11 protein-coding genes are annotated in these 13270 nt (G+C 41.5%); all 11 read left to right on the top strand.

What is annotated here, in order from left to right:
• Positions 1-238 precede the first annotated feature (238 nt).
• Positions 239-826 carry a DedA family protein gene (locus AAA071_RS05730; protein ID WP_316581573.1) on the top strand — a complete coding sequence of 196 codons (588 nt, stop codon included), beginning with the start codon at positions 239-241 and terminating at the stop codon, positions 824-826.
• 11 nt (positions 827-837) lie between these two features.
• A complete protein-coding gene (locus AAA071_RS05725) occupies positions 838-2469 on the top strand; it encodes an ArnT family glycosyltransferase (RefSeq protein WP_316581572.1) in 1632 nt (543 codons plus the stop codon).
• A 489-nt stretch (positions 2470-2958) separates the two neighbouring features.
• A complete protein-coding gene (locus tag AAA071_RS05720; RefSeq protein ID WP_349234074.1) occupies positions 2959-3912 on the top strand; it encodes an ABC transporter substrate-binding protein in 954 nt (317 codons plus the stop codon).
• Positions 3913-3922: 10 nt separating this feature from the next.
• Positions 3923-4675, top strand: coding sequence for an ABC transporter permease (locus AAA071_RS05715; protein ID WP_038125664.1), 753 nt, complete (start codon positions 3923-3925; stop codon positions 4673-4675).
• 11 nt (positions 4676-4686) lie between these two features.
• Positions 4687-5460 (top strand): ABC transporter ATP-binding protein, encoded by a 774-nt coding sequence (locus AAA071_RS05710; RefSeq protein ID WP_349234073.1) that lies wholly within the window; start codon positions 4687-4689, stop codon positions 5458-5460.
• A 416-nt stretch (positions 5461-5876) separates the two neighbouring features.
• Positions 5877-6674 carry a uracil-DNA glycosylase gene (locus tag AAA071_RS05705; protein WP_349234072.1) on the top strand — a complete coding sequence of 266 codons (798 nt, stop codon included), beginning with the start codon at positions 5877-5879 and terminating at the stop codon, positions 6672-6674.
• 51 nt (positions 6675-6725) lie between these two features.
• The gene (locus tag AAA071_RS05700) at positions 6726-7802 is read left to right on the top strand and encodes a DUF805 domain-containing protein (protein ID WP_349234071.1); all 1077 of its coding nucleotides are present in this window, start codon (positions 6726-6728) and stop codon (positions 7800-7802) included.
• Between the two features lie 395 nt (positions 7803-8197).
• Positions 8198-10360: a ribonuclease J gene (locus AAA071_RS05695; RefSeq protein WP_316581570.1), complete on the top strand. Its 2163-nt coding sequence runs from the start codon at positions 8198-8200 to the stop codon at positions 10358-10360.
• Positions 10361-10520: 160 nt separating this feature from the next.
• Complete coding sequence (locus tag AAA071_RS05690; protein WP_156697312.1) at positions 10521-11636, top strand: ImmA/IrrE family metallo-endopeptidase; 1116 nt, start codon at positions 10521-10523, stop codon at positions 11634-11636.
• A gap of 11 nt (positions 11637-11647) precedes the next feature.
• Positions 11648-12127, top strand: a complete 480-nt coding sequence (locus AAA071_RS05685; RefSeq protein ID WP_349234070.1) for a DUF4411 family protein — start codon at positions 11648-11650, stop codon at positions 12125-12127.
• A gap of 177 nt (positions 12128-12304) precedes the next feature.
• Positions 12305-13261, top strand: coding sequence for a DUF2232 domain-containing protein (locus AAA071_RS05680; protein ID WP_021148697.1), 957 nt, complete (start codon positions 12305-12307; stop codon positions 13259-13261).
• The last annotated feature ends 9 nt before the right edge of the window (positions 13262-13270 follow it).

Here is a 13270-nt window from a genome sequence, read left to right as displayed (position 1 = left end):
TGCCATATACCTAGCTGATTGGCAGCTGTTTTTAGCGAGATGTACACAATAGCAAAAAAAGTCCATTACGAAAATCGCATACTGTTTATACCTTAAAGAGGCCCCACTTGTGGTGAGGGTCTCTTTATTATGGTAAAATATATGGTATACCAAATGGTTGGGTGAAACTTTCACGAAACGATGTACAAGAATAAGTACATTATAGAACCCGGATGGGGATTTTTAGTGAGGTAAAATAGTGGAATATATTATTTCGTTTATGGAAACATATGGCTATACGGCCATGTTTATTGCAATGGTTCTAGAAAATGCTAACGTGCCTATTCCGAGTGAAATCGTACTTGGTTTTGCGGGGTATTTGATAGCTCAAGGCATATTTGATATGCATACGACAATGGTGGTAGGTATCTTAGCAGGGATTGTTGGTTCTATAGTATCCTACTGGATGGGTGAGCATGGTGGGCGCCCTTTATTATTGAAATATGGTAAATATATATTTTTTAATGAACATAAATTTGAACTGGCAGAAAAAATGTTTAATAAATATGGCGGTGTAGCTGTATTTTTTGGTCGACTTTTACCCGGTGTTCGTACCTTCATCTCCTTTCCGGCAGGAATGGCACGCTATCCCATGTGGCATTTCATCATCTGGACGGTACTCGGTACGATTCCTTGGACGATTTTGCTCGTTTACTTAGGCAAGGTACTTGGTGAAAATTGGCAAGACCTTATCGAGTACAATCATGAGTTATTGATTGGTATGATCGTTGTATTTGTCATTATAGCTGCAGTACTGGGCTTTAGATACTATCGTAATCGTCGATAAGGAGACCCCTTATGAAATTCTCTCGATTAACACCAGTCGTATTTATTGTGTGGCTAGTGTTTTATATGTTTGGCAATAATATGTTGCCTGTTACAGATCCCGTTGAATCTAATTATGCGTTAACGGCAAAGGAAATGGTTCTTTCTGGTGATTGGCTATCTCCGCAGATTTATGGTACTTATTGGTACGATAAACCAATCATGATTTATTGGCTCATTGCTCTTGGCTTTAAAGTCTTTGGAATTGCTGATTGGGTGGTGCGCTTACCGAGTGCTATTTTCGGTGCTTTGTCGGTGGCGACCATGTATCAATCTACGCGTACCATGAGCGGTAAGTGGGCGCTTGGTCTCATTGGGGCATCCGTTCTAGGCACATCTCTCATGTTCTGGACCGTAGCTCATGGCGTTATTACAGATATGGTGCTCCTTTATACGACATTGATGGTCATGATTTACTCCTACAAGGGACTGGTAGAACAGAAACCGTATGCCATGATTGTAGCCTATGTATTCGCAGCGTTAGGCGTACTCACTAAAGGTCCGGTAGCCATTGTGTTGCCTGGTATGATTCTACTTGTTTTTGCAGGTATTAATCGTTCTTGGTCTATGGTGAAAGCCATCTTCGATTGGCGTGGCATTTTAGCTTTTTGTGTAGTTTGTTTGCCGTGGTATGTGTACATGTACAGTGTTCATGGTCAAGACTTTATCAATGGCTTCTTAGGGCTTCACAATGTGACTCGCGCTACTCAATCGGAGCATCCAGAAGATAATGTGTGGTGGTATTATCTCGCTATCTTCCTTGGTGCTTCTATGCCGTGGACGGGTGCTGTTATTTACGGTATAATCGATGGTTTTAAACAACGTCATACAGGGTTTATCTATAATATGACTTGGGGTGTTGGAATTGTGCTATTCTACACCTTGATGGCAACAAAATACCCTCTATATACCTTTGTTAGCTTAGTCCCATTTAGTGCTATCGGTGCTTTGGGCGTTATGAAACTTATTCGCAAAGGCAAATCTAGAGCCTTAAAATGGATTATTATGGGGCCGACGTTGCTTTTGTGGATTGCTTATGTAGCAGGTTCTTTCTTCGCACCATGGGGTTTTTATTGTTTGCTCTATGTCGTGGTTGCTATGGCAATATTGGCTATGTTCTATACATGGTATACGAAAAGAGGATATCGTTTAGTTACAATTATTGTCCTTGGTACGATGGTTATATCTTCTATAGTTGTTATGGAAGGTTTAGAGCCATTCGTTAAGCAACGTAGTAATATTGATGTTGTTCCAGTAGTGGATTCCTATGAAGGGGATGTCTATTACTATAACGGCTATAGTACGGCTGTTGTGTATTATACGGGTCATAAGGTTATCAAGATTAATGGTGATGAAAGTCGCTGGGATGATCGAGATAAATTAAAAAAACGTAGCGCTGAATGGCAGAAAAAATATCTTATGGAACAAGTAAGTGAAGAGGAATTTAACAAGATTATCGAATCTGGTAAGCCACTTATGTTAATCGTTCCAAAAGGGGAAATTAAGCATTTCCATCAGTCCTCCATTTATCCACATGTATCTGAGTCTAGTGAAGCAGGTACATCTGAAGTTTACGTATTAAATAAAAAGACTCTATTCAAATAATTGTGAAAACTTAATAAACATTAAAAACAGGTAGTATCCAATGATATGTATCCCCTTTACTGGTTGTCTAGTAAAGGGGGTACATATCACAACGAATACTATCTGTTTTTTTGTTAATTAGCACCTTACCACTTTTCGTTAATTAGTTGTTTGCTGTTTTTGGTTAATTAAAATCTTGCGGTTTTATGTTATCTGAAAGTTTACTGGTGTTGATCCTATATATACTATCTATTTATTTGCCTTTTATATTAAAATGCTTATTTAAATGAATAGGATCTTGTCTATATTGACATTTTTCGTACATAAATAATAATACCTACAATATTAATATGATTTATTGACATAATTAATACATATTGATATAGTAGGTTATATTAAGTTTAGAAGACGAGGTGTTCTAAAGCCTGATTTCATCTAAGGTATAGAAAAATGCGAAAAGTGACATGAGTCAGAAACGCCCCTTGTTGTGAGGTAGAAAGAGGGGACATTATGAAGAAAACTTGGTATCTAATCATTGCTATCGTGCTGTTGATAGTAAGTGGGTTGGCGTATGGTTATCATGAACACAGTAAACCAAAGACCGCCCAAGAATTAAAAACTGTACGCGTAGCGTATTTGCCGATTACTCATGCGCTACCCGTATTTGCTACGAAGGAACTGGAGACAGCAGATGGTCCAGTCCATGTAGAGCTTGTTAAATATGGTTCCTGGCCGGAACTCATGGATGCGCTCAATACCGGTAAAGTAGATGCTGCAGCCGTTCTCGTTGAACTCGGAGTAAAGGCTCGTGAACAGGGAATTGATGTGCGCGCAGCGGCATTAGGCCATACGGAAGGCAACATTATCGTTGTAAATAACGACATTAACTCTGTACAGGATTTGAAAGGCAAATCCTTTGCTATCCCTCATAAGCAATCAACTCAAAAAATCCTTGTAGACCTCATGCTTGAACGGGCAGGCCTTAGTGAGAAGGATGTACAGATAGTGGAGATGAGTCCTCCTGAAATGCCGTCCGCATTGTCGGTCGGTCAAATCGCTGGGTATAGCGTGGCTGAGCCTTTCGGTTCTCTTGCCATAGAAATGGGCGCCGGGAAGGTCTTTGAAGACCCTGATCACTTATGGCATGACAATATCTGCTGTGCCCTCGTATTCAACGGTCAATTCGTCGATGAACATCACGACTTGGCGAAGGCTTTCACAAAAGCCTATCTCGATGCAGGTACATATTTAGATGAGCATCCGGAGGCGCAAAAGGAGATTGCCTTGAAATATATGAAATTTAAGGATCCTGTTATCGAGCGTTCCTTGCAAGTAATTGGGTTTGGAGATTTGGCCCTCACCGAGGATCGTTATAATGCGCTCGTGCATCACATGACCCATGTCGATTTGATTAAAAAGGTGCCGAGTTATTCAGAGTTTGTAGATACATCGCTATTGCCATAGGGGGTAGACCATGAAGAAATACACATATGTGCCGGGGGCGTTCATCGCGGTCTGGCTGATTTGGGAGCTAGTTGTTCGCATCGGCGGATTTAACGAGGCCTTGTTGCCAACGCCGTACAAGGTGCTGCTCGGGTTCGGAGAACTTATCGGGGACGGCGTATTGTTCAAGGATATTGCGGATAGTTTGGTGCGCTTTTTCATCGGCTATATCATTTCCGTCGTAGCCGGTGTGTTCTTAGGCCTTATTTTAGGCTGGTATAAGGGCATTTGGAACTATATTAATCCTATCGTTCAGGTGATTCGTCCTATTTCGCCGGTAGCATGGTTGCCGTTTATCGTTCTGTTCTTCGGTATCGGTCAAGCGCCTGCCATTGTTATCATCTTTATTGCGGCGTTTTTCCCGGTTCTATTGTCCACGGTGTCGGCGATTCAAAATATCGATCCCGTATACATCAAGGTGGCTCGAAATTTTGGTATCAAGCAGCCGGAATTGTTATTTAAAATTGTATTGCCCGCCGTGTTTCCCGGCATCGCATCGGGACTTCACATCGCGCTCGGTACGGCGTGGATTTTCCTGGTGACGGGGGAAATGGTAGGCTCTCAGACGGGTCTTGGATTCCTCATCATCGATATGCGGAACAATTTGCGTAACGATCTTCTGATGGTGGCGATTTTGACGATTGGCTTTGTAGGACTTTTGCTCGATTGGGGCGTGTCCCTCATCGAAAAATGGATTTATAGACGTTGGGGCATTGAGAAATAGGAGGTGGACGCATGGGTTACATTTCGGTGCGCAATGCACACAAGGAATTTATGAAAGATGGAGAACCGCTCACCATCCTTGAAAATATTAATCTGGACATTGAACGAGGTGAATTTATTTGTCTCTTAGGTCCTTCCGGGTCCGGTAAAAGTACGCTTTTAAATGCTATGGCAGGCTTTGAGCTCGTTACCTCGGGTTCTATTACCATTGATGGCGCAGAGGTGAAAGCACCCCAATTGCGGTATGTAACGGTTTTTCAGAATTACGGACTGTTACCGTGGCGAACGGTGGAAAGCAATATTGAACTGGGTCTTGAAAGTAAGAATGTACCAAAGGAAGAGCGACCTACCATTATCGATAAATACGTGAAAATGGTGGGGCTCGATCATGCTCGGAACCGCTATCCGGCGGAGTTGTCCGGCGGGATGCAGCAACGTGTTTCCATTGCGCGGGCGCTGGCGGTCGATCCGGATATTATCTTCATGGACGAGCCGCTAGGGGCCCTCGACGCGTTGACACGCATTAATTTACAGGACGAAATCTCCCGCATCTGCCGTGAAGAGGGTAAAACGGTGGTATTCGTTACGCATGACATAGAAGAGGCGGTGGTACTTGCGGATCGCGTCGTAGTGCTTGCCGCCAATCCGGGACGGGTGCAAACGATCATCCCCGTCAATCTCATCGATAGGACGGACAGGACCTCCGCATCCTTCGTCAATATTCGAAATCACATATTTGAACAATTCCAACTTGCCAAAGAAGACAAAATCGAGTTTTATATATAAATGTGAGATTGTATATATTAGTAGCAACAGAAGTCCAACAAAAACTGTAGTTTCAAAGATAGTAGGATCGTTCATTACCATCAGGGCTGTTACATGAGGCCTGTCGTTTTGATGGTAGAGAATCTAAAGTCGCTTTAAAATTACAGTTTTTTATATTTTGTTGCATGTGGATATTTTGAATATTAATTTCGCATCAAATTTTCAGAAATGGATGCTATTATAATATAGTAACGGCATACATTTTATGTAGTGCGTGATTATCAGATATATTATCACATATTATGATTGGATATCGTAATATATGGATTGTATTATTATGGGCTTTAGTGTATAAATACAGTATATAAAGCATTGATAATCATGATATACAGCATTATTTATTATATGGTTCGGTAGTATAAATTGGGGGAGAGCCTATGTCCTTATTTACATCAGAGGAAGAGAAAACGCTGTCTTTTGATGAATATATGACTTCGTTTGATACGAATCAGATTGCAAAAGTACAGCAGTTTATAGACTGGCTCGGTCAATATAGGGGCGAGCTTGTTCACAATCCATGGGGCGAGGTGAATCCTGACCTCGAAATTGTTCGGCCTGATTTTGATGCGGCTCAGGTGCGTCGTAACAATTTGATGGCGTATTTGCTGCCGCGGTTGGGACGCTCCAAGATCTTTGTGGTGGCGGAGGCTGTCGGATATCAAGGTGGGCGCTTTTCGGGCATTGCCATTACCTGTGAGCGCATGTTGCTGGATAAGCATAAAACAATTCGGGCACATCAGATAACGCCTATTACGTTACAGCGGACCAGTTCACCTACGAGTTTAATGTTGAAACGCACTCAACAGGAACAAGGCTTTAACGAGCCTACGGACACGGTGGTGTGGAGCGCTATCATTGAACAAGGTATTGATCCGTACGATGCGTTGCTGTGGAATATATTCCCCTTTCACCCTCACAAGGCGGGCGAACCGCTCACTAATCGGACGCCGACCGAGTCGGAGCAGCAGCTGGGTTGGGAATATACGAAAAGACTGTTGGCATTGCACACCGAATTAGGTGGACCGGAGCCGCTCGTGCTCGCTGTCGGTCAAAAATCGGCAGACACGATGGGGCGATTCGGCCTTTCAGCCATCGGTCTTAGACATCCGGCTAACGGTGGGGCTAATTTATACCGTGAAGGTTTTGCTAAAGCTATAGGCCAATTTATACCGTGAAGGTCTTGCTGAAGCTATATAGAGAGAGTTTTGAGATAGAAGGTATTACATATGAAACGATATTGTGAATCCTGCCGTCAGTATTGTGACGAGGCTGCCATGTTCTGTCCGCATTGCGGGCAGTATACGACTGCGGTGGAGGTTGAGAGAATCGCACCGGAAGGGGATATTATCTATCCGCTGGCGCATTATCGGTTGAGTTACAAGGATACATTTCTTTATGTGGTAGGCCGCAAATTTATAAATTCAGATGGCCGCGCGTCTAAAGGGGAATTTTTGCGGTTCTTTTTGTTGTGGCTATTAGTTATCGTTGGAATTCTGGCGCTTGCTTATGGACTTACGGCGGTGCTTCATAGGGGTATTTATTTAATCCTGTTGGCATGGATGTTACTGACAATCATCGGTCTAGTCTCGCTAATTCCGTTGGGGGCTCTATGTATCCGTCGCCTTCATGATACCGGTAAAAGTAGTGAACATCTATTTTTTGTTTTAATACCTTTTATAGGGCCAATAATTCTATTTGTTCTACTGTGTAAGAAAGGCGAACCGAAGGCTAATCAATATGGTGAGGCGTTGAGGAACATCACTATCGACAAACGGTTGGCCTCTATTATGAAAGTATCGCCTACGAGCAGCGCTTTCACTACTCGAATTCTCGTTACATTGCTGGTGAGTGCTATCTGCGTATGCAACGTTTCATCTCGTTATATAGGACTGGAAAATGAACTGGATCCGGGCGGATGGTTTACGAATATCATCGTCGGTCAAGGCAGTGATGAAGTTGCACGGGATGTTGTTCACGGTTATTTTGACGCCGTCAATGAAAAGAACTATGATAAGGCTTTCACCTATGTTACCAATCAGGCTAAGACGAATCCCGTAGAAAAGCAGAAATGGATGGAGTCTATGATGTCGGCGCCGAAGGTGGTTGTCGGGTCCTTAGGCACGAGTCGTATCAGTCGTATAAATGGCATGAAACGCATCATTTACGAAGCGGATCTGCAAGTCACTAAACCCGGAGATGGCGCGGTTGAGGCTGCGCACATGACACGCTACATATCTCTCGTCGAAGAAAATGGCGAATGGCATATTGAAGGGTTTTATAAAAGTATGCCAGATGATAAATAATGAAATGCTTCGGGGCGGTTCAATTTGAGCCGCCCTTTTAAGTAGTAGTAAAATTTTATGTTACTTTTAATGAATCAAGCGTAGAACTCTTTTGTTTATGTTGTTTTTATGTTATAATTAGCACAACGTATGAAAGTGAGGCTTTCATCAAAACAGATCGGACTATATTGCACTGCGTATCGGATTGAGATAAAAACAGAGGTCTCTTGCGGTTGAAGCATCTGATAGTGCACTATACTCATTTGCTGCGGCAAATGGCACACAAACTAGGAACGGCAAAATTTGATAGCGCATTTTTGCGCCCATTTGACGAGACGCTAGTATAATAGCGCCTTTTTCTTTGTGTGACATTTCCTCGTGGCATAGATCAATTCAAGTGATAGGTGAGAAAAACTATGTTAAATAAATTAATGAACAAAATTTTAGGAGGAACTGTGAATACAACAGATAATCAGGTTACTGCGCAAGTGAAAGCAGAACCGACAGTAGCAAAAGACGCTACTCTTACAGCTGCGACTGAAGGCGAGCAAAAACAAACGCGTCGCCGTACAAATACACGCCGCCCTGCTGGCGAAGGTCGTACGCGCCAACAAACAGCTGGTGAAGGTGCAACACGCCAACGCCGGTCTACAAATACTCGTACAAGTGCGAATAGTGGTCGTACTAATACGACTCGCCGTACAAATACACGCCGCAATGCGGAACAAGGTGAAGGTCAAGAACGCAAAACTCGCCAAACTCGTGCACCGCGTGGTGAAAATACACGTAATGCGCGTACTAATAATGGTCGCAATGGCCAAAATGGTCAGAACCGCAATAATAACCGCTCCAATAACCGTTCTACAGGTTGGAATAATCAAGAGGAACAAGTAGAATTAGTCGGTCGTACGCCAAATGGCGCCAACAAGGGCAAATTCCAAATCATCCCACTAGGTGGCCTTGGTGAAATTGGTAAAAATATGACCATATTCCAATACGAGGACGAAATTATCGTTCTTGATTCTGGGCTTGCATTCCCTAGTGAAGATATGCTTGGTGTAGATATCGTTATTCCTGATATGAGCTATATTATCGAGAATAAAGACCGCGTGAAAGCTGTCGTAATTACTCATGGTCACGAAGATCATATCGGTTCTTTGGCGTACCTTATGAAAGAAATTAGTTGCCCAGTATATGCAACAAACCTCGTTTGTGGATTAATCGAAGGCAAGTTTAAAGAACATAAGGTATCTCCAAAATGTCTTCGTACGATTGCTGCCGGCGATGAAGTTCAAATTGGTCAAGTGACTGTTGGTTTCATCCAAACAAATCACTCTATTCCTGACTCTTGCGCTGTATACTTTAATACACCAATCGGAACAATTCTTCATACAGGGGACTTTAAAATTGACCAAACTCCTGTTGATGGCCGTTTGATGGATATGCACAAATTTGCTGAGCTCGGTAACAAAGGCGTATTAGCGCTATTATCGGACTCTACAAATGTAGAAAAACCAGGTACTACCGGTTCTGAAAGTTCCGTAGGTCCTGCGATTAAACAAGCTGTTGGAGAAGCAAAAGGTCGCGTTGTTTTGGCAACATTCGCATCCAACGTATCCCGTATCCAACAAGCTATTGATGCGGCGGTTATGTTCAACCGTAAGGTTGTAGTTATGGGCCGCAGCATGGTCAATGTTACAGAGATTGCCCAAGAGCGCGGATACTTGAATATTCCACCAAATACAATTATCGACGTAGATGTAATGCACAACTACACAGATGACCAAATCATGATCTTAACGACTGGTTCTCAAGGTGAACCGATGGCAGGCTTGTCCCGTATGGCAACAAGCAACCATCGCACTGTAGAATTGGCACCGAATGATACTGTTATCATTTCTGCAACACCAATTCCAGGCAACGAAGGTGCTGTAGGTAGAACTATCGATAACTTGCTTCGTTTAGGTTGTAATGTGGTATACGGTAAAGACCGTGGTATTCACGTATCTGGTCATGCGAGCCAAGAAGAGCTTAAAACAATGCTTAACCTTGTTCGTCCGGAATACTTTATCCCAGTTCATGGTGAGTATCGCATGTTGCGCCGTCATGGTGAACTTGGTGTGGCCATGGGCGTAGATCCTAAGAAAGTCCTTATCGGTGATAATGGTCAAATCTTTGAATTCGATAAAGATGGTGGTCGCAAAGGTGGCCGCGTACAAGCTGGCGCTATCTTCGTTGATGGCCTTGGTGTTGGTGACGTAGGTAATATCGTTATCCGTGACCGTCAACAATTGGCACAAGAAGGTATGGTTATCGTCGTTATGGCGATGGATAAAGCTTCCGGTACTATCGTAGCTGGTCCAGACCTCGTATCTCGTGGTTTCGTATATGTTCGTGACGCAGAAGAACTCATGCTTGCTGCGGAGCGCCGTGTAGAACAAGTTCTTGAAGATTGCGAAATGCAACGCATCAAAGACTGGACAACCATTAAGCAAAACGTACGTGACGCATTGGGTAAATTCTTCTATGATAAAACTCGTCGTCGCCCTATGATCTTGCCAATTATTCAAGACGTATAGATATAATTAAGACAAGCAGTTGTTAAAATATTTATTTAACAACTGCTTGTTTTTCATTGGTATATGATTGTAAAATTAATGTAATCAAAGTAGGAATTTTATAATAAGTAGCGAATATTATTTAGTAGAAGAGTAATAAAGGGGAAAGGGAGGTGAGGGTATGTCCGGACGGTTTCCGGTGAGTGGAGCTATTTTAAACTGGTTACCTAAATATAGTGGTAAAGGTTATGAAGCTTTTTATAAGCGGTTTCCAAAGTATGGAGAGTGGATTGCCGGCAGTGTGCATCCGACAATTTGCCAAATACAGGCATTAGCTACTTTTTCCAATGTACCGTTAGGGTATATTTATTTAAAGAATCCTCCACAGTTATCGGATAAAGAGATTACTGATTTTAGAAGACTAAATGGTGAAATCCCTGATAGGCCATATAGTCCTGAGTTAAGAGATACTATTTATGATATGCAGATTCGCCAAGATTGGTTGAGTCAATATCGAAAGCTTAATTTAGGAATAGATGCGTTATCTTATGTAGGGGGTTTTTCTAAACACATGGATAGCAGAAGTCTTGTGCATCAAGCTTATTCGTTATTAAATATAGAGGCTGGTTGGCAAATAGGTATAGCAGATCCGTTTACATATATACGTGAACGCATCGAGGCTATCGGTGTTACTGTATTTGTTAACGGTATTGTGGGCTCTAACACTAGACGTAAATTATCTGTCGATGAGTTTAGAGGGTTTACATTAATTGATTCTTATGCACCTGTTATTTTTATCAATGGAGCTGATTCGAATCATGGGAGGCTGTTTACGATTATTCATGAGTTTTGTCATATATTATTAGGTGAGGAAGGCGTTACTGATAGCTCTTCTGAGCCGTATTGTAACAGCTTTGCAGGTGAATTTCTTGTGCCGGAATCTCGATTTATTCCAGTGTGGAATGAACATTTGGAGGATTATGAGACCGTAGCTAAGCGTTTTAAGGTGAGTGAATATGTTATCTATCGTATAGCATTAGAGCATGGATATATTACTCGAATTCAATATCATAGACTAGTGGAACGTTTTAATCAGCGATTACAAAGCTTACCTGAACGAGAGACAAGAGGTGGTGGGGATTTTTATGTCACTGCTCACGCTCGGTTGGGTGAAAGTTTTAGTCGTACTGTTGTCAAAGCTGCTCGAGCAGGTGAATTGGCGTATCGAGATGCGTATGAGTTGTTAGGCTTACGTGGTAGTACTTTTACAAAATATGTGAATGAGTATAGTTTTTAGGAGAAAAAACTATGTATGTTCTTGATAGTAATACCTTTATAGATGCAAAGAACCGCTATTATGGGTTTGATATTGTTCCATCGTTCTGGAATGAGTTGATATCTCGCAGTAGAGGTAATATTTTAACTATTGATCACATTAAAAATGAAATTATGAGCGGTAATGATGAGTTATCTACTTGGTTTAACACTCATTATTTGACATTTACTGAAGCGACAAATGATGATGAGATACAAAATTCATATGTAGATATCGCTGAATATGTGATGTCAAATCAACAATATAAGGATGCAGAAAAACATCGCTTTTTGGCTAAAGCGGATCCTTGGCTTATAGCTTATGCGAGTGTCCGCAGAGGTGTGGTTGTAACCCACAAAACCTTAGCGGGACCAAGCACTACGAAAGTCAAAATACCGGATATATGTGAGCATTTTGATGTTTCATATGTGAATGTATTTGAAATGATGCGTCAATTACATATGGTAATATGAGATGAGGAGCTACTTTAGGTGGCTCCCTATTTTTCGTTATTTATATGTATTGCCAGTACTATAAATAGCACCACTATCGCAATTGTCTACTATATGGGGTATTTGAAGTTACCCTTTTAAACTGTTATAATTAAAAGATACCAATTAATATATCTTCTTATGTAAGAATGGTGATTTATGAATAAAACAAATACAAGAGCGATGGTAGAAACTGCGTTTGTTAGTGCTATAGGTGTTATGCTAGGTGCTATCAGTGTATATGTGCCTGGTTTCGCTTTTTTAGCATTTTTGGTTACGCCTGCAGCGATTGGAATAATTGGAACAAAATGGGGCCGCAAGTATAGTATATCGGCAGCCGTTATTACTACATTTTTGTCAGTAGTGTTATTCGGACCATGGAATGGATTGGCCGTAGGGTTATTTTCTGTTGTAGGCGTAGGGGTTGGAGAAGGCAATCGTCTTTCGTTGGGAACGATTAAACGGTTACTACTTCCTAGTATTGCCATGTTTATTGCTGTATTAGTTAGCCTAATTTCACAAGTATATATATCTGGTATTGACTTATCAATGATAGATACTCAAATAACTGAACAAGCTCGTACATTAGCAGAACAGGCGTTACAAACAAATCCTAATATGACACAAGAGCAAGCGGATTTATTCTTAGAAAGAATGAATAAGCTTACTGCTTCTTTGAAGGATATGTTTTTTGTAGCTGTGGCAATAGCCGCAGTAGCATATAGTTATGTAACAATTCAGATATCTATATGGTTAGGCAAGCGATTACATATTTCCATACCTCGATTTTTACCGATTGAAGAATGGAAGATGCCTATTTGGAGTGCTGGTTTATATGCACTTGGTATCATTGGGATTTATGGCGCTCCACATATTAATATGGAGTCTTCATGGATTACAACTATTAGTAATAATTTAGTTCTTCTTGGTAGTTCTATGTGTTCTGTTCATGGCTTTGCTGCTTTAGCAGATTTAATGAGTAGTTATCGCATGAGTAATAAATTGAAGTGGATATTACTTGGTGTATATGCCTTCTTCTTTGGACAAGCACTAGCGATATTTGGTGTTATAGATATGTTTTTAGATTTACGGACACGTTACAAAGCGCGTCAATAGTAATAGAAA

Source organism: Veillonella parvula, from assembly GCF_040097785.1.
GTDB classification, from domain to species: domain Bacteria; phylum Bacillota; class Negativicutes; order Veillonellales; family Veillonellaceae; genus Veillonella; species Veillonella parvula_D.
The sequence above is the reverse complement of the archived record's forward strand: the minus strand, read 5'-3'. Positions and strand labels throughout refer to the sequence as shown.